Raw genomic sequence first — 17,552 nt, forward strand, 5'->3', positions numbered from 1 at the left:
TCGCGCATGACCATTCAGTTCACTCTAAAGGCCTTGTGCTTAACCCTGCTGGCCGCCGCCGCGCCGATGACCTTGGCCGCCAGCGTTGAACAAGCGGCTGAGCTGGGCAAGACCCTGACACCCTTCGGTGCAGAGAAAGCCGGTAATGCCGACGGCAGCATTCCGGCCTGGGATGGCGGCTACACCAAGGTCGATCCGGCTTACAAACCGGGGGGCAAGCGTAGCGATCCGTTTGCCGCGGACAAACCGTTGTACAGCATCACCGCCCAGAACCTGGCCAAGTACGCCGACAAGCTCAGCGACGGCACCAAGGAGCTGTTCAAGCGCTTCCCGGACACCTATCGCATCGATGTGTATCCGACCCGGCGCACGGCGGCCGCGCCGCAGTGGGTCTATGACAACACGCTCAAGAATGCGACCCGCGCCAAACTGGTCACCAGCAGCGCCGGCCTGATCCCTGATGGTGCCTATGGCGGGATCCCGTTTCCGATTCCACAGAACGGCACCGAAGCCATCTGGAACCACCTGCTGAACTGGCGTGGCACCTCGGTGGCGGCGCATTTTCGCCACTATCTGATGACGGCCGACGGCAACCAGGTGATGACCAGCGACGGCCTGTTGACCCAGGAGATGCCCTACTACTTCGAGGAGGGCGGCCCAGAGAACTACTCGGGCGACTACTGGCAGGTGCACTTTGTCAATTCCGGCCCGGCGATTCGTGCCGGCGAGCAAATCCTGGGGCGGGAGAACATCAATGGTGACAAATCCCAGGCCCATGTCTATTTGAGCGGCCAGCGCCGAGTGCGCACGCTGCCCAACGCTTGCTGCGATACCCCTACGCCGTCCACTGCCGGGGTCATGTCCTTCGACGAACTGTTCGTGTGGCAGGGACGTACGGACCGGTTCGACTGGAAACTGGTGGGCAAGCAGGAAATGTATGTTCCCTACAACACGAACAAGGTGCAGGCGGCCGCCCGGCCGGAAGACCTGTTCGCCAAGCACCATCTGAATCCTGACTACGTGCGTTGGGAGTTGCACCGCGTTTGGGTAGTCGAGTCGACGTTGGCCGCCGGCAAGCGTCACCAGTTGCCCAAAGGCCGCTACTACCTCGACGAAGACACGTGGCAAGCCCTGCTCGGCGACCGTTGGGACGCCAGCGGCCAACTGGCCAAGACCCTCTGGTCGCTGCCTTCCGTATTGCCCGACCTGCCAGGCCTGGTGCAACTGTCGGCCGGTTTCTATGACCTGACCTCCGGCGCGTGGTTTATCCAGAACCTCTACGCCGGATTGCCGGAGCAGTATCACGCGGTCGATCGCTACAAGGCCTCCGAGTTCTCGCCAGCGGCGATGGCCGGGCGCGGCGTGCGTTGAGTCTGAGCTGAGCGTGAAGGGCAGGCCTGTTGGCCTGCCCTTGGGGTGCGAGTGTTTTTCCGAGGTGGGTTATGAACAGAATCAGTCAGGCGGGCGCCTTGCTCTTGGCCTTGTATTTGCCCTTCGCCACGAGCGAATGCCTGGCAGGGCCCAACACCGTGGGCGCGCCGCTGAACACCCCGGCCATGGTGGTACCGGCTGCGCAGAAGAGCGTGTTGCTCGATCTGGCGCGGGCCGGCACACGTGTGGTGGCCGTGGGCGAGCGTGGCTTGGTGCTGCTTTCCGACGACAACGGGCAAAGCTGGCGTCAGGCATCGGTGCCGGTATCGGTCAGCCTGACGGCGGTGCAGTTCGTCGACGCGCAACAGGGTTGGGCCGTTGGTCACGCTGGCGTGGTATTGGTCACGCGTGATGGTGGCGAGCACTGGACGTTGCAACTCGACGGCGCACGCGCGGCGCAGCTCGAACTGGAAACAGCCAAGGCCGACCAGGCCACGGCTGCCAATCTGGATGACGCATTGGCCCGCGTACAAAATGCCGAGCGTCTCGTCGCCGATGGTGCGGACAAGCCCTTCCTGGCGCTCGAATTCATCGATGCACAACATGGGCTGATCGTGGGTGCCTACGGGCTGGCGCTGTGGACCGCCGATGGCGGCGCCACCTGGCAGTCGCGGATGGGGCACATCGCCAACCCGAACGGGATGCACCTGTACGCCATCAGTCACGAGGGTTCGCGCTGGTTCCTGGCTGGCGAGCAGGGCTATTTGGCGCGTTCGGATGACGACGCGGTTTCGTTCAGTCAGCTGCAAAGCCCTTACGAAGGCAGCTTCTTCACCCTGCAGAGCCGCGCCGATGGCGCCCTGTTGGTGGGCGGTCTGAGGGGCAACGCCTTTATCTCCAAGGATGGTGGCGACAGCTTCCAACGCCTGTCAGTGCCCATGCCGATTTCATTCAACGACGCCACCCGCCTGGCCGACGGCCGGGTGCTCCTGGTCAACCAGAGCGGCGTGCTGTTTCGCAACGGCGAGCAGACCGGGGCGGCGCTGCTACCACTGGGCAAGCCCTTGGGCAGGCCCGTTTCAAGTCTGGTCGAGGCCGCCGATGGCAGCCTGATCGTCGCCGGTTTCACTGGGCTGCAGCGTATTGCGCAGCCATCCACTGCCGCTTCGGAGTGAGGTTATGACGTCCCCTAGCAATTTCACCCCGTCGCCTTTGAATGCCTTCGATGATTTTGATCCGCGTTCCGGCTCGGTACTCGAACGAGCCCTGTTCAACCATCGCCTGTGGGTGCTGCTGTTGTGCCTGGCGACCACGCTGGTGCTCGGTTGGCAGTCCAGCCGTGTCGAGCTGAACGCCAGCTTCGAAAAAATGATCCCCACCCAGCATCCGTACATTGCCAATTACCTTGAGCACCAACAGGAACTGAGCGGGCTGGGTAACGCGGTGCGCATCGCCGTGGTCAACAAGCGGGGTGACATCTACGACAGCGCCTACCTCAAGACCCTGCAGGCGTTGAGCGACAAAATCTATCTGCTGCCCGGCGTCGACCGTGCGTACATGAAGTCGCTATGGACACCGGCCACGCGCTGGGTGGCGGTGACCGAAGCGGGCCTGGACGGTGGACCGGTGATTCCGGACAACTACGATGGTGGCGACGCCAGCCTCGCGGCATTGCGGCGCAATGTGCAGTTGTCCAACGAGATCGGCCAGTTGGTGGCTTTCGACCACGCTTCGAGCATCATCCATGTACCGCTGCTGCAGCGCACCCCCGACGGCCAGCCGCTGGACTACACCAAGCTGTCGCAACAACTGGAGTCGCTGCGCAGCCAGTACCAGAGCGATAGCATCGACATTCGTATCACTGGTTTCGCCAAGAAAGTCGGTGACCTGATTGCCGGTCTGCGGCAGATCCTGATGTTCTTTGCCGTGGCCATCCTGATCACCGCCGTGGTGCTCTACTGGTATACCCGCTGCATCCGCAGCACCTTGCTGGTGGTGTTCTGCTCGCTGGTGGCGGTGGTCTGGCAGCTCGGCCTGCTGCCGTTGCTGGGCTATCAACTGGATCCCTATTCGGTGCTGGTGCCGTTCCTGGTGTTTGCCATTGGCATGAGCCATGGCGCACAGAAGATGAACGGCATCATGCAGGACATCGGTCGTGGCATGCACCGTGTGGTCGCCGCGCGCTTCACCTTTCGTCGTCTGTTCCTCGCCGGTCTCACCGCGCTGCTCTGCGACGCGGTGGGCTTTGCGGTGCTGATGATCATCAAGATCCAGGTGATCCAGGACCTGGCGATGATCGCCAGTATCGGTGTGGCCGTGCTGATCTTCACCAATCTGATCCTGTTGCCGGTACTGCTTTCCTATGTGGGTGTCAGCCGCCGTGCTGCGCGGCTGAGTTTGAAAAGCGAGCACGCCGAACAAGCCGGCCAGAATCGCCACGGGTTCTGGCGCTTCCTCGACCTGTTCACCCAGCGTCGCTGGGCTGCGCTGTGCATTGCCCTGAGCCTGGCACTGGCGACTGTCGGCTTCGTGGTCAGCCTGCAATTGAAAGTCGGCGATCTCGACGCCGGTGCCCCGGAGTTGCGGGCTGACTCGCGCTACAACCAGGATGATGCGTTTCTGACCCAACATTACGGCGCCAGCAGCGATCTGTTCGCGGTCATGATCAAGACGCCGGCCAGTGCCTGTTCGCGCTACGACATCCTGAGCAAGGTCGATGCCCTCGACTGGCAATTGCGCACCTTGCCAGGCGTGGATTCGACCAACTCCCTGGCGTTGCTTAACCGTCGGATGCTGGTCGGCCTCAGTGAAGGCAGCCCGAAGTGGTACGAGCTGCAGAACAACCAGGCGATGCTCAACATGGTCACCGCCGGGGCGCCGCGCGGGCTGTACAACGAGGACTGCAGCCTGCTGACACTGTATGTCTACCTCTCCGACCACAAGGCGCAGACCCTGACCCGGCTGGTGGAGCATGTCGAACAGTTCGCTGCGGCGAACAATACCGACGAGGTGCAGTTCCTCCTTGCCGCTGGCAACGCCGGGATCGAGGCCGCGACCAATATCGTGGTCAGTCAGGCCAATCGCGAAATGTTGTTCTGGGTCTACGGCGCGGTGATCCTGCTGTGCCTGATTACCTTCCGCTCCTGGCGCGCCACGATCTGTGCGGTGATTCCACTGATGCTCACCTCGATCCTCTGTGAAGCGCTGATGGTCTGGCTGAACATCGGCGTCAAGGTCGCGACCCTGCCGGTCATCGCCCTTGGCGTGGGCATCGGTGTCGACTACGCGCTGTACGTGATGAGCATCCTGCTCGGTCATATGCGCCAGGGCACAAGCCTGTCGGAGTCGTATTACCGGGCACTGCTGTCCACCGGCAAGGTGGTGATGCTGACCGGTGTGACCCTGGCTATCGGTGTTGCCACCTGGATGCTTTCGCCGATCAAGTTCCAGGCCGACATGGGCGTACTGCTGGCCTTCATGTTCGTCTGGAACATGGTCGGTGCGCTGGTTCTGCTGCCGGCCCTGGCTCACTTCCTGTTGCCAAGCAAGCGTGTCAGCAAGGGGCAGGTCGAGCCTGAGTTCCGGGATGAGGCCAGTCGTCCGGTGAATGTACCGCTGATGGCCGCCACGGCGGAGGAGGCCAAGGTATCGCGCTCGCCGAGCAAGAAGACTTCCGGTCACGTTCAAACAGCGGCTAATCCAGTCGCGCCATAACAAGAAAGGACTTTGCCATGCCTCGTCTGTACCTGTTTCAGCAGCCTCTCTGGCTTGACCTTATTGCCGGCCTGAGCGCCTTCGGTATGGCGTTTTGCGCGGCCCAACCCTCGGAGGTGCACGATGAACGTTGAACGCCAGGCGGGTTTGCCGCAGTCGTTATTGCTGTTGCTCGGCAGTTGCCTGCCGGTACTGGGGGCGGTGTTGCTGGCACCTGTGCTGCCGCGTATGCAGGAGCATTTTGCCGACACACCGGGTGTGGCCGTGCTGGTGCCCGTCGCCTTGACGCTACCGGCGCTGATGATTGCCCTGCTGGCCCCCGTCGCGGGGATCATCGCCGACCGGCTCGGGCGCAAGCCGTTGCTGATCGGCGCCATGTTCCTCTACACCCTCTGTGGCGTGCTGCCGCTCTGGCTGGAGTCGCTGCAGGCCATTGTGATCAGCCGCGCCGGCATCGGTTTGGCCGAGGCGGCGATCATGACCTGCTGCACCACGATGATGGGCGACTACTACAGCGGTGCGCGACGTGAACGCATGTTCGCCCTGCAGATGGTCGCCACCTCGCTGGCGGCGGCGATTTTCATTGCCGTCGGTGGCGTGCTCGGCGAGCACGGCTGGCGTACACCGTTTTCCCTGTATGGGCTGGGACTGGTGCTTCTGCCGCTGATGGTCTGGTTGCTGTGGGAGCCGCGTGCGCGTGTTGTAGCAACGGCAACGGCAACGGCGGTAAGACGGGCGTTCCCCTGGCGCGTCCTCGCACCGCTGTATGGCCTGGCCTTCCTGACGGGCTTGAGCCTGTTCATCGTGCCGGTACAAGTCGGTTTCCTGCTCAACCTGCTGCATGTCGACGGCGCGCAGCAGATCGGTTTGACCATGGGCGCCAGCCAGCTCGGCGTGCTTGCCGGCGCCTTGGGTTTTCGCTTGCTCAGCGGGGTGCCGGCGCACCGGAAAATGTTCCTGGCTTTCGCCACGGCGGCTATCGGTGGCGGGCTGATGGCGGTGGCCGGCAGTCATGGGCTGGTGGTCATTGCCGTACTGATCAATGGCCTGGGTATCGGCCTGATGATGCCGACCCTGCTCACCTGGATCATGTCCCTGGTCGACTTCCATCAGCGCGGCCGAGCTGCCGGCGGCTTCACGTCGATGTTCTTTGCCGGTGAGTTCGTCAGCCCGCTGGTGGTGCTGGCTATCACCGGTGGGATGAGCAGCGCTTTGCCGGCCGCGCTGGGGATCGTTGCGGGCGTTCAACTCTTGGTGGCCTTGGCTTGCATTCGGTTGCGTGGCCGCGGAGCTGCTTTTTCCGCCACTGTCGCCGTGGACCCTGATCGCTGATCTGCCCATACGACGTTTTATCAAAATAAGAACAACGAGGAGATCATCATGAATTACTTGCTCAACACCTGGTACATCGCTGGCTGGGCAGACGAGCTGGTGCCGGGGGCGCTGCTTGGGAGAACCATTGTCGAGCGGCCGATCCTGTTCTTTCGCGACAGCCTGGGCGTGGTCCAGGCAATCGATGATCGCTGCCCACACCGGTTTGCCCCACTGCGCATGGGCAAGATTGTCGGCGACAGCGTTCAATGCCCGTACCACGGATTGCGTTTCGATGGTCATGGCCAATGCACTCACAATCCCCATGGCGAAGGCAATATCCCCAAGGCCGCCTGTGTGCGCTCGTTTCCTGTTGTCGAGCGCCATGCCGCGATCTGGGTCTGGCTTGGCGATCCGGCACTGGCCAGCGATGCGCTGATCCCTGACTTTTCCTTTTTCGAGCAGGCGCCAACCCATGCCAAGGGCAATGGGTATTTGCCTACCCGCGCCCACTACGAGCTGCTGTCGGACAACATCATGGACCTGAGCCATGTTGATTTCCTGCACCCCGGTACGCTGGGTGGCGGAGCGTTGTCACGGGTGCGCGCCAGCGTTGAGGAGTTGCCCAATGATCGCGTGCGCATCAGTTGGTGGGCCCCTGACGACGTGCCCCCGCCAGCTTTCGGCGCGCATCTTGAAGACCCGACTCGAGCAGACGTCTGGGCCGAGGTTATCTGGCATGCGCCAGGCCTGATGTTACTGGGCAGTGGCGCCACCGCCCCAGGACGCCCGAGGGAGGAGGGGCCCGTTACCTGGAACTTGCACCTGATGACCCCACAGGACGCGACGAATACCCATTACTTCTTCGCCAACACGCGCAGTTTCGAGCAGCACAATGAACAGTTGAATGCCTTCGTCCAGAAGATGTTGATCGGCATTTTTTCCGATGAAGACAAACCCATGGTCGAGGCTCAGCAGCGTCAGATTGGCGAGGTTGAATTGCTTGGCCTTAACCCTGTGTTGCTGCCGGTCGATGCCGGTGCCGTGCGCTGCCGACGTGTCCTGCGTCGACTGATTGAGGCTGAGCGGGCAACGGTTGAAGCCCGGCAGTGACCCAACTGTCGTTCTAAAGAGAGGAATTGCGATGAGTTTTCTACGCAACGTCTGGTATGCAGCCGCCTGGGGCGTCGAGGTCAAGACCGGGACGCTGTTCCAACGAACCCTGCTCAATGAGCCTGTGGTGTTTTTCCGTGATACCCAAGGCAGCGCTCAAGCCATTGCCGATCGCTGCCCACACCGTTTCGCACCCCTGGGCATGGGCGTGCTCAAGGGCGATGCGGTGCAGTGTCCGTACCATGGCCTGGCGTTTGATGGCAGCGGCACCTGCGTGCATAACCCTCACGGCGATGGTGCGATTCCCCGGGCCGCCAAGGTCAAGGCCTATCCCCTGGTCGAACGCCATAGCTTGTTGTGGATCTGGATGGGCGATACGCGTCTGGCCGACGCAACGCTGATCCCTGATTTCAGTTGCATGGACGATGACCATTGGTATGTCGGCAAACGCTATTTGCACGCCAAGGCCAACTACGTGTTGGAAACCGACAACATCATGGACCTGAGCCATATCGAGTTTCTGCATCCCAGCACGTTGGGTGGCGATGGCGTCAAAGGTGCGCTGACCAGCGTGCTGGAGGAGGGCAACACCGTCTGGTCGAACCGGCAGACGATTGCCGAAATCTTGCCGGATTTTCTCTACAACGCCTGGAACATCCCGCTGAACACCCCGGTGGATCGGTGGATCGATGTGCGTTGGGATGCCCCTGCGAACATGATGCTCTTTTCCGGCGCGGTGGCGACAGGCCGTCCAAGGGAAGAGGGCGTTTCGACGCCGATTCCGCACTTGTTCACCCCGGAGACGGAGACCACGACTCACTACTGGTTCTCCATGTGTTTTCCCAAGGCGATGGGCGAGTTTGCCGAGGGATTGGCAGAGCAGCAGGCAGCCGCTATCAATCAGCCTTTTCACGATGAAGACCTGCCGATGCTCGAGGCTCAGCAGCGGATGATAGGCGATACGTCTTTCTGGGATTTGAAGCCGGTCTTGTTGATCGGCGACGCCGGAGCCGTTCGAGCCCGTCGTGTACTCGACCGTTTGATCGCCGCTGAACAACAAGCGGGTGCCCGGTGATGATCGCTGTCGTCGTGACCCGCAAGCGCCTCGAAGCCGAAGGCATCTACAGCTTTGAATTGGCCGCGGTCGATCATCGCCCGCTGCCGGCTTTCAGTGCCGGCTCGCACATCGACGTGCATTTGCCCAACGGCTTGGTTCGCCAGTATTCGCTGTGCAATCACCCCGAAGAGCACCACCGCTACCTGTTGGGCGTGTTGCTCGACCCGGCGTCTCGCGGCGGTTCGCAGGCCATGCACGAGCAAGTGCACGAAGGCAGCCGGCTGAGTATCAGTGAGCCACGCAATCTGTTCCCGCTGGAGCATGGGGCAGGGTACAGCCTGCTGTTCGCTGGTGGTATTGGCATCACGCCGATCCTTTGCATGGCCGAGCGCCTGGCCCAGAGCGGCGCTGCTTTCGAGCTGCACTATTGCGGCCGTTCAGCTGAACGCATGGCCTTTATTGAGTACATCCGCCATTCGCCATTTGCCCACCGTGTGCATGTCCATGTCGACGATGGTGAAGGGTCCCAGCGTCTCAACGCCGCTCGGGTTTTATCCGCGCCGACCCGCGACCGTCACCTGTATGTCTGTGGTCCCAGCGGCTTCATGGAGCACGTGCTCGGCACGGCGCGCGAGCAGGGCTGGACCGAGGCGCAATTGCACCGGGAGTACTTTGCCGCCGCCGCTGTCCCGGCCCCCGAGGCGGGAGGTTTTGAGGTGCAGCTGGCCAGCACCGGACAGTGCCTGCAAGTGCCTGCCGATCGCAGCGTGGCACAGGTGCTTTTGGAGGCCGGTATCGATATTCCCTTGTCCTGCGAACAGGGTATCTGCGGTACCTGCCTGACGCGCGTACTGGAAGGCGAGCCGGAGCATCGCGACATGTTCCTGACCGATGCCGAGAGGGCCCGCAACGACCAGTTCACGCCTTGCTGCTCACGTGCCAAGAGCGCGCGACTGGTTCTGGATCTTTAAGCCCGTTGGCAAACTGATTGAGGAGTCGAACATGCAACAACTTCCAGGTTTCAAACGAGTGGTCACCGGGCACGATGCCCAGGGCCAGGCGGTGGTCGCGCTCAGCGGACCGACGCCCAATAGTTTCCCGCTCAAGGCGGTACCCGGCACGGTCTTCCATGAGATCTGGAACAGTGGCGCCAGCCCGGCCGTGCTGGATAACGGCAATGATCCCACCAGCAAGCCGCTTCAGTTGAGTCCGGCACCGCAGGGCAGTGTGATCCGCGTGGTGGATATTCCGCCCGACAGCGTGCAGAACCAGGTCAGTGCCGAAGATGCCGCAGCGGCCTTCGCTGAAATCGGCCAGGCCCATGCCGGCACGGGGCAGGCTGATTCCAAGCACAAGCTGATGCACCGTACCGAAACCCTCGATTACGGCGTGGTCACGGAGGGCGAGGTCTGGCTGGTGTTGGATGGCGAGGAGGTGCATCTCAAACGTGGGGACATCGTCGTGCAACGAGGCACCAATCACGCCTGGAGCAATCGCACCGAGCAGATGGCACGCATGCTGTTCGTGCTGCTCGATGGCCGCTTCGCCCCTGAACTGCAAGGAGAACAAGCATGAAGCTGAGCACCCTCAAGGATCACAGTCGCGACGGTCGCTTATTGGTGGTATCGCGCGACCTGGCGTGGGCGGTGGATGCCAGCGATATTGCCGCGACGCTGCAGGAGGCCATCGATCATTGGTCAAGCGTCGAGAGCGCATTGCGCGCCCGCTATGACGCCTTGAACGAGGGCACGCAGGCAAGTGCCTTTGCCTTCGATCCACAGCAGGTCGCTGCACCGTTGCCGCGTGCCTGGCAGTGGTTGGATGCGTCGACGTTCCTCAGTCACGGGGAGCGGATGCAGAAGGCTTTTGCGCTTGATCCCATCGAAGGCGTTGAACACACACCGCTGATGTATCAGGGCTGCGGCGACGATTTCCTGGGGCCCCACGACGATATCGCGCTACCCAGTGAAGCCCATGGCATCGACTTCGAAGGCGAGTACGCGGTGCTGGTCGATGATGTGCCCATGGGCTGCTCGGCAGAAGAAGCCGCCAGCCATATTCGACTCATCCTGCAAGTCAACGATGTCAGCCTGCGAGCGCTAGCACCCCGTGAAATGAAGACCGGCTTTGGTTTTATCCAAGCCAAATCCTCCTCAAGTTTTGCTCCAGTGGCGATTACTCCTGACGAGCTGGGCGATGCCTGGCGCGACGGGCGTGTGCATCTGCCGCTGAGGGTGGATTGGAATGATCAGTGGTTTGGTCATGCCCATGGCGGCGCCATGCACTTTGGTTTTCATCAGTTGATCGCCCACGCAGCGCTGACCCGGCGCCTCAGGGCGGGCAGCCTGATTGGTTCCGGCACCGTTTCCAATGCCGATCCCAGCGTTGGCGCTGCCTGCATTGCCGAACGTCGTGCCGTCGAGATGATTGAGCAAGGTGCACCACAAACGCCGTTCATGCGCTTCGGTGATCGCGTGCGCATGGAAGTCTTCGATCAGCATGGGCAGTCAGTATTCGGGGCGATAGACCAGCGCGTCGTGCGAGGAGACCTGCCATGCGCGTGATGATTACCGGGGCCAATGGTTTTATCGGGCGGGCACTGGTGAAACGATTGCTTGAAACCAATGAGTTACGCGGCCGGCCGATCAGCGCCTTGATACTGCTGGATAAAGAACTGGTGGGATTTGCCGAGGACAAACGCCTGCGCCGGCATTGCGGCAGCGTTACCGACGCGGCGTTGTTGCGTCGTGCGCTGGCCGATGGCATCGACGTGGTTTTCCACCTGGTAAGCATCCCGGGCGGGGCAGCCGAGGAGCACTACGCTCTCGGCTACCAGGTCAACCTGTTGGCGAGCCTGGAGTTGCTTGACCAATTGCGCGAACAGCCCGGCGCACCGGTGCTGGTGTATGCCAGTAGCGTGGCGGTATACGGCGGCGACCTGCCGACGCGCATCGACGAGCGTGCCGCAACACGCCCGCAACTGAGTTACGGCGCGCACAAGGTGATGGTGGAAATGGCCCTCAACGACCTGGCCCGACGAGGCGAGGTGGATGGCCGCGCCGTGCGCCTGCCTGGCATTGTCGCGCGTCCACGTGAACCCAATGGACTGCGCTCGGCGTTCATGAGCGATCTGTTGCACGCCTTCGCCGAAGGCCAGCCGTATCGCTGCCCGGTATCGCCGCAGGCACAGGCCTGGTGGATGTCCGTGAGGTGTTGCGTGGATAACCTGTTACGGGCCGCCGAACTGCAGGCAGACGAGATCGGTGATTCGCGCATCTGGCAATTGCCGCTGCTGCACCTGTCCATTGCCCAGGTCATCGATGCCCTGACTGCTGCCTACGGCCAGGAGCGCCGCGCGTTGATCAGCTTCGCGCCGGATGCCGGATTGGAAGCGTTGTTCGGCAATTTTCCGGCGATGAAAACCCCCCAGGCCCGCGCCCTTGGCTTTCGTCATGACGGCTCTGCCGGCGCCTTGATCCGCAACAGTTTGAATTCTGCTACCCCGGCGCGCCGTACGCGCGGGCGAGCGACGACCGGAGTGACCGAACATGCAATCGACTAAACGCCGTCTGGTGGACCTGTCCGTTACCCTGGACAACAACCCCTACACCGATCCACCGCCGTTGCTGCCGAAAATCGACTACATGGACCACCAACAAGGCTGGCCGGAGATGGCCGCGATGTTTCCCGGCCTGTCCAAGGAGCAAATGCCCGGTGATGAGTCCTGGGCTGCCGAACGCCTGCAGATTACCACCCACAGCGGCACGCATATGGATGCGCCCTGGCATTACGCCTCGACCACCGACGGCGGCAAGCCGGCTTTCGGCATCGACGAACTGCCGTTGGACTGGTGCCTGCAACCCGGCGTGAAACTGGACTTCCGTCATCTGCCGGATGGCCATGTGGTCAGCGCCGCCCAAGTGCAAGCCGAGCTGACACGCATCGGTCACGCGCTACAGCCACTGGACATTGTCCTGGTCAACACCCGCGCCGGCGCATTGTTCGGCCAGCCGGGGTATCTGGATGCCGGGGTGGGCATGGGCCGCGAGGCGACGTTGTATCTGTTGGAGCGCGGCGTGCGCGTGGTTGGCACTGATGCCTGGAGCTGGGATGCGCCCTTCAAATACACCCGCGAGCGCTTCGCCGCCACGGGGGACGCCTCGATCATCTGGGAAGGACACAAGGCCGGGCGCGACATCGGTTACGGTCAGATGGAGAAACTGGCCAACCTCGAGTGCCTGCCTGCCAACGGTTTCCAGGTGTCCTGTTTTCCCTACAAGATCAGGCACGCCTCGGCCGGTTTCGTCCGCGCCGTGGCGATTTTCGAGGAGTGAGCCTGCACGAAGTGTTAGGGGGCGGATGACATGCACGACGATAAGCCTCTTCGGGTTGCCTCTGTGCTTGAGCCCGCAATACAGCCTGCGGCCACGGTGTTGACGATGGTCGACCCGCGATGGACATTGTTTGTTCGCGTCGCGGCGGCTGGAAGTCTCAGTAAGGCGGCCGTCCTGCTGGATATGCCTCAGTCCATGGTGAGTCGAGGTATTGCCCAGCTCGAATCACAGTGTGGCGAGCGGCTGTTTCATCGCACCGGACGTGGGGTGGTCCTGACCGAATTCGGGGAGCAGTTGCTGCCTTGCGTATCGAGTCTGATCGCGGACGCTGAAGGCCTTGTCGATGACATTCGTAACCGGCGTGGAAAACCGCTGGGCGAGGTGGTCGTCGGCATGCTGCCTTCTGCGGTACGGCGGTTTGCGGGAACGCTTTTTGCGGCCGTGCAAGCACAGATGCCAGGCGTGCGGTTGCACCTGATCGAGGGCGCAAGTGCTCAACTTGAAGAGCAGTTGCATGACGGTCGTCTCGATATGGCGTTGGTGCTGCGCGAGAATGAAGCCAGCATCGGCGAGGCGTATCTGCTGGCCAGGCTGCCGCTGCACTTGGTAGGGCCCTCCACCGACCCCATCTTCGCTCATCGAGACATCGCGCTGAAGCAGTTATCCGGATTGCCATTGGTGGTACCCGGGCGGCCCCATTTGCTCAGGGCCAGGCTCGATCACCTGGCGGTCGAGCAGGCCATGGAGTTGTGCGTCGCCGTGGAAGCCGATTCCGTCCAACTCCAGTATGAAGTCGTTGCGGCGGGCGGCGGCTATGCGATTGCCTCGGTGCTACCGGGCTCGTTGGATCAACGGTTGATGTCCTCGCGCATTGTCGACCCCGTTCTTGAGCGTTTTGTCGTGCTTGCCGAATCTCCCCGCCGCCCTGTGACCCGTGCCTCCCGTGAAGTACGACGGTTGATCTGCAACCTGGCCATGCCATCGATTTGAGCGATAGCTGCTTTCGACTCCGAGCAGTATTCGGCGTGGTGCGTGCCTCGTAGGGTGTCAGTCAATCAATGGCTGATACCCGATTGCGAGGTGAGCGACATGCATGATTCCCCAGTGCCCCCAGTAATTGCCCCGACGCTGTTTCTCAGCGACGCCGATGTGGCCTCGCTCTGTGACTGGAGCGCAGCCGTTGCCGCGCTCGCCGAGGCGTATGCCTGCCCCACATCCGATGCCATGGTGCCGCCTCGGTCCATGGCCCGGGGCGACGGGATCTGGCTGCGCAGCTTGACGGCGGTGCCCCCCGCGGGCGGCCATATGGGTTGCAAATTGATCGCCGCCTCCATGCGCGCCCGTTGCGCCAGCTATCTGATCGCGTTGTTCAATCAGCAAACCATGGCCCTCAGTGCGTTGATCGACGGCAACCGGGTGACCGGGTTGCGCACGGCTGCAACCGCCACACTGGCGGTGGATCTGCTGGCGCCCCGGCGGGCCCTGCGGGTTGGCGTGATCGGGGCGGGGTTTGAAGCGCGTGGTGCGCTTGACTGCCTCAAGGCTGTGCGGGATGTGGCCCAGGTTCGGGTGTTCAGTCCAACGCCTGCGAGCCGTGAGCGTTTTGCCGAAAGCTTCAGGCCAGCGCTGGATATCCAGGCGGTCAGCAGCGCACAGGAGGCGGTGCAGGATTGCGATGTAGTGATTTGTGCCGCACGCAGCCGTGACGAATCGCCCGTGTTGCTGGGGGAGTGGCTGCCCGCGGGCGTTACGGTCGTGTCATTGGGTTCCACTTTGCCGGAGCAACGGGAAGTTGACCCGGTGACGATGGAACGCGCTGTTTGCATCGTCGCTGATATGCCGCAAGAGGTGCTTCACGATACCGGTGACGCCATTGCTGCGATCAGTGCCGGTGTTTATGTCGCGGACAAATTGGTCGCGCTGGCGGACCTGGTCGCGGGCCGTGTCACACCGCGTCGAAACGCAAGCGACATCGTCCTCTACAAGTCGGTGGGCTCGGCGCTGCAGGATGTCGTCATTGCACAAGCGCTGTACGAGCGCGCCAAGCAACAAGGCCTCGGCATCGAGCTGCCCGCCAGCATTGTCCCTGTCTCGAAATAACCCCTCCACTGTTCGAAGGAAAATCATCATGGCCACTTACAAGAAAGCCGATGCCCGTGCCTGGGCCCGTGAAAACCTGGTTGGCTGCTCGGCAGTCACCATCCCCAGCTTCAGCGCCGACCTCAAGCGCCTTAATGAGCGCGGCATACGCCACGACATAGAGCATACGGTTGGCCTCGGCTACAGCAGCACATTGCTGTGCAGCGAGCTGGCGATCTCCGTCCAGGAAAACGCTCAGTTCACCGCTTGGGCCCGAGAGTCGGGGAAAAACCTGATCCTGTTCTTCCATGCCGCTTTTGGCACCCTTGCCGAGAACATCGAGGCGGTAAAGCTCGCCGAGAAAGCCGGTGCAGACATCGTCCTGCTCTCCTATCCGCCGCAGTTCTGGCCGACCAGCGAGCAGGAAATCTACGACTACACCAAGTCATTCTGTGATGCGACGGACCTTGCCGTGATGCTGTTCCCGATTCCGCTCTGGGGCTTTGAACGCGTTCATCCGGCAGGCATGTCCCTGGAGTTGGTTCGTCGCCTGTTGACGGATTGTCCGAACATCGCGGCCATCAAGTCGGAGCAAGGATTCCCGCTGCCGGCCGGCATCTGCGAGATGTATTACCACTTCCGTGACCAGGTCGTGATCAGTTGCCCGATCGAAGGCGATGCGATCCCTCTGATGAGCCTGATGAAGCTGCAGTTCTCCGGCACCAGCAACACCGCCTGGATGAGCGACTACTACCCCAAGGCGTTCGAACTGGCCCGCACGGGGCGGTTCGAGGAGGCGATGGAACTGTACTGGAAGGTCAATCCGGCACGCAGCGCCAACGGCGCCGCCGCCCAGACGTATGCGGGCGGCACCGGGGTGCTCAATCGTACGATGTGGAAATACCAGGACTGGCTTGCCGGATTCAACGGTGGCCCGCTTCGTGCGCCGGCGATGCGCGTGCCGGATCGGCTCATGAAGTCCCTGCGTCAAGGGCTGGTTGCGGCGGGTCTGCCGGTGACTTCGGATCCCGATAGCGCCTTCATGATTGGGCGTCACCCTTGCTGAGCATGAGGATTTCAATGTGAAGCATTTACTGAAAGACCCCACGCTGTGGCGTACCGGTGCCTACATCGGTGGCGAGTGGCTGGATGAGACGCCGCACGGTCGGTACACGCTGCGTAATCCAGTCGATCAAACGGTACTTATCGAGCTGCCACGCTGCCGCGAAACCGAAGTGCGCTGTGCCATCGATGCCGCGCATGAGGCCTTTGGCCCATGGCGCCGCCTGACGGCTAAACGCCGTGGCGAGGTATTGCGTCGTTGGTATGAGCTGATGATTGAACATCGCGAAGATATTGCCACGCTGATCACTCTGGAGGAGGGCAAGCCACTGGACGAGGCCCGTGGTGAAGTCGATTACGCCGCCTCCTTCGTGCGATGGTTTTCGGAAGAGGCCACGCGGGTGCGCGGTGACGTGATTCCTGGTGTGAAAGACACCCAGCGCATCGTCGCATTGCGCGAGCCCATCGGCGTTTGTGCGGCCATTACCCCGTGGAACTTCCCGGCGGCGATGATCACCCGCAAGGCGGCGCCGGCGCTCGCGGCGGGTTGCACCATGGTGGTGAAGCCGGCAAGCCAGACACCGATGACCGCGCTAGCGCTCGCCGAACTCGCTCAGCGCGCCGGGATACCGGCCGGTGTCTTCAGCGTGATCACCGGGAATGACACCCGAGACATCGCGGGCGAACTCACGGCCAACCCGTTGGTGCGCAAGCTCACGTTCACCGGGTCTACGGAAGTGGGCCGGCTGTTGTTGGCGCAAGCGGCGCAGACCGTCAAGAAATGCTCGATGGAGTTGGGCGGCAACGCCCCCTTCATTGTCTTCGATGATGCTGACCTTGATGCCGCCGCCGACGGTGTGCTGTTGGCCAAGTTTCGCAACAGCGGCCAATCCTGCATCGGTGCGAACCGGGTGTTGGTGCAGGCTGGGGTTTATGACGCGCTGGCCGAGCGCATTGTCGAGCGGGTGGCACGGCTTAAAGTGGGCAACGGCCTGGAACCGGGCGTGCAGGTGGGGCCCATGATCGATGAAGCCGCGGTGCAGAAATCTCAGGCGTTTGTCGAGGATGCCCTGGCGCAGGGCGCTCGACTGTTGTCCGGTGGTTCCCGTCATGCCATCGGCGGGTGTTTCTTCCAGCCCACGGTGCTGGCGGATGTGACGCCTGGGATGCGGATTGCCCGGGAGGAGATTTTCGGCCCGGTCATGCCACTGTTGCGTTTCGAGACGGAGGACGAGGCGATCGCGATGGCCAACGACAGCGAGTATGGCCTGGCCGCCTATCTGTACAGCCGGGATGCGGCGCGCATCTGGCGTACTGCTGCGCGGATTGAATCGGGTATGGTCGGGATAAACTGTGGTTTGATATCGAATGAAGTCGCCCCCTTCGGTGGGGTGAAGCAGAGCGGTCTGGGGCGAGAAGGATCCCACCTGGGGATCGACGAGTTCCTTGAGGTGAAATACCTCTGCTGGGATGGCCTGGAAAGCGTATGAAATGAAGTGGCCAGGGGGCGA

The 17,552-nt window shown here is 62.1% G+C and carries 15 protein-coding genes; all 15 read left to right on the top strand.

Annotated elements, in window-relative coordinates; genetic code table 11:
* Nucleotides 1-6 precede the first annotated feature (6 nt).
* The 15 genes from QNH97_RS10910 to QNH97_RS10980 all read left to right on the top strand — a co-directional run bounded on the left by QNH97_RS10910 (nt 7) and on the right by QNH97_RS10980 (nt 17,531).
* A complete protein-coding gene (locus tag QNH97_RS10910) occupies nt 7-1,371 on the top strand; it encodes a DUF1329 domain-containing protein (protein ID WP_283556805.1) in 1,365 nt (454 codons plus the stop codon).
* Between the two features lie 71 nt (nt 1,372-1,442).
* Entirely contained in the window at nt 1,443-2,546 is a 1,104-nt protein-coding gene (locus tag QNH97_RS10915) for a WD40/YVTN/BNR-like repeat-containing protein (RefSeq protein ID WP_283556806.1), read from the top strand.
* A gap of 4 nt (nt 2,547-2,550) precedes the next feature.
* Nucleotides 2,551-5,085, top strand: a complete 2,535-nt coding sequence (locus QNH97_RS10920) for an efflux RND transporter permease subunit (protein WP_283556807.1) — start codon at nt 2,551-2,553, stop codon at nt 5,083-5,085.
* 123 nt (nt 5,086-5,208) lie between these two features.
* On the top strand, nt 5,209-6,417 hold the full coding sequence (locus QNH97_RS10925; RefSeq protein ID WP_283556808.1) for an MFS transporter: 1,209 nt from the start codon (nt 5,209-5,211) through the stop codon (nt 6,415-6,417).
* A gap of 48 nt (nt 6,418-6,465) precedes the next feature.
* Nucleotides 6,466-7,509, top strand: a complete 1,044-nt coding sequence (locus QNH97_RS10930; RefSeq protein WP_283556809.1) for a Rieske 2Fe-2S domain-containing protein — start codon at nt 6,466-6,468, stop codon at nt 7,507-7,509.
* 31 nt (nt 7,510-7,540) lie between these two features.
* The gene (locus tag QNH97_RS10935; RefSeq protein ID WP_283556810.1) at nt 7,541-8,584 is read left to right on the top strand and encodes a Rieske 2Fe-2S domain-containing protein; all 1,044 of its coding nucleotides are present in this window, start codon (nt 7,541-7,543) and stop codon (nt 8,582-8,584) included.
* Complete coding sequence (locus QNH97_RS10940) at nt 8,584-9,537, top strand: PDR/VanB family oxidoreductase (protein ID WP_283556811.1); 954 nt, start codon at nt 8,584-8,586, stop codon at nt 9,535-9,537. Before QNH97_RS10935 ends, QNH97_RS10940 begins: the two co-directional genes overlap by 1 nt.
* A 31-nt stretch (nt 9,538-9,568) precedes the next feature.
* Nucleotides 9,569-10,141, top strand: a complete 573-nt coding sequence (locus tag QNH97_RS10945) for a cupin domain-containing protein (protein WP_283556812.1) — start codon at nt 9,569-9,571, stop codon at nt 10,139-10,141.
* Nucleotides 10,138-11,130 (top strand): fumarylacetoacetate hydrolase family protein, encoded by a 993-nt coding sequence (locus tag QNH97_RS10950; RefSeq protein WP_283556813.1) that lies wholly within the window; start codon nt 10,138-10,140, stop codon nt 11,128-11,130. The genes QNH97_RS10945 and QNH97_RS10950 overlap by 4 nt, the downstream gene beginning before the upstream one ends.
* Nucleotides 11,121-12,128, top strand: coding sequence for an NAD-dependent epimerase/dehydratase family protein (locus QNH97_RS10955; protein WP_283556814.1), 1,008 nt, complete (start codon nt 11,121-11,123; stop codon nt 12,126-12,128). Before QNH97_RS10950 ends, QNH97_RS10955 begins: the two co-directional genes overlap by 10 nt.
* On the top strand, nt 12,115-12,900 hold the full coding sequence (locus tag QNH97_RS10960; RefSeq protein ID WP_283556815.1) for a cyclase family protein: 786 nt from the start codon (nt 12,115-12,117) through the stop codon (nt 12,898-12,900). The genes QNH97_RS10955 and QNH97_RS10960 overlap by 14 nt, the downstream gene beginning before the upstream one ends.
* 105 nt (nt 12,901-13,005) lie before the next feature.
* The gene (locus QNH97_RS10965) at nt 13,006-13,890 is read left to right on the top strand and encodes a LysR family transcriptional regulator (RefSeq protein WP_283556816.1); all 885 of its coding nucleotides are present in this window, start codon (nt 13,006-13,008) and stop codon (nt 13,888-13,890) included.
* A 99-nt stretch (nt 13,891-13,989) separates the two neighbouring features.
* Nucleotides 13,990-15,000 (top strand): ornithine cyclodeaminase family protein, encoded by a 1,011-nt coding sequence (locus tag QNH97_RS10970; protein WP_283556817.1) that lies wholly within the window; start codon nt 13,990-13,992, stop codon nt 14,998-15,000.
* A 28-nt stretch (nt 15,001-15,028) separates the two neighbouring features.
* Nucleotides 15,029-16,045, top strand: coding sequence for a dihydrodipicolinate synthase family protein (locus tag QNH97_RS10975; RefSeq protein WP_283556818.1), 1,017 nt, complete (start codon nt 15,029-15,031; stop codon nt 16,043-16,045).
* A 16-nt stretch (nt 16,046-16,061) separates the two neighbouring features.
* Nucleotides 16,062-17,531, top strand: coding sequence for an NAD-dependent succinate-semialdehyde dehydrogenase (locus QNH97_RS10980; protein WP_283556819.1), 1,470 nt, complete (start codon nt 16,062-16,064; stop codon nt 17,529-17,531).
* The last annotated feature ends 21 nt before the right edge of the window (nt 17,532-17,552 follow it).

The sequence above is a fragment of the Pseudomonas sp. G2-4 genome (genome assembly GCF_030064125.1).
In the GTDB taxonomy this organism is placed as follows: domain Bacteria; phylum Pseudomonadota; class Gammaproteobacteria; order Pseudomonadales; family Pseudomonadaceae; genus Aquipseudomonas.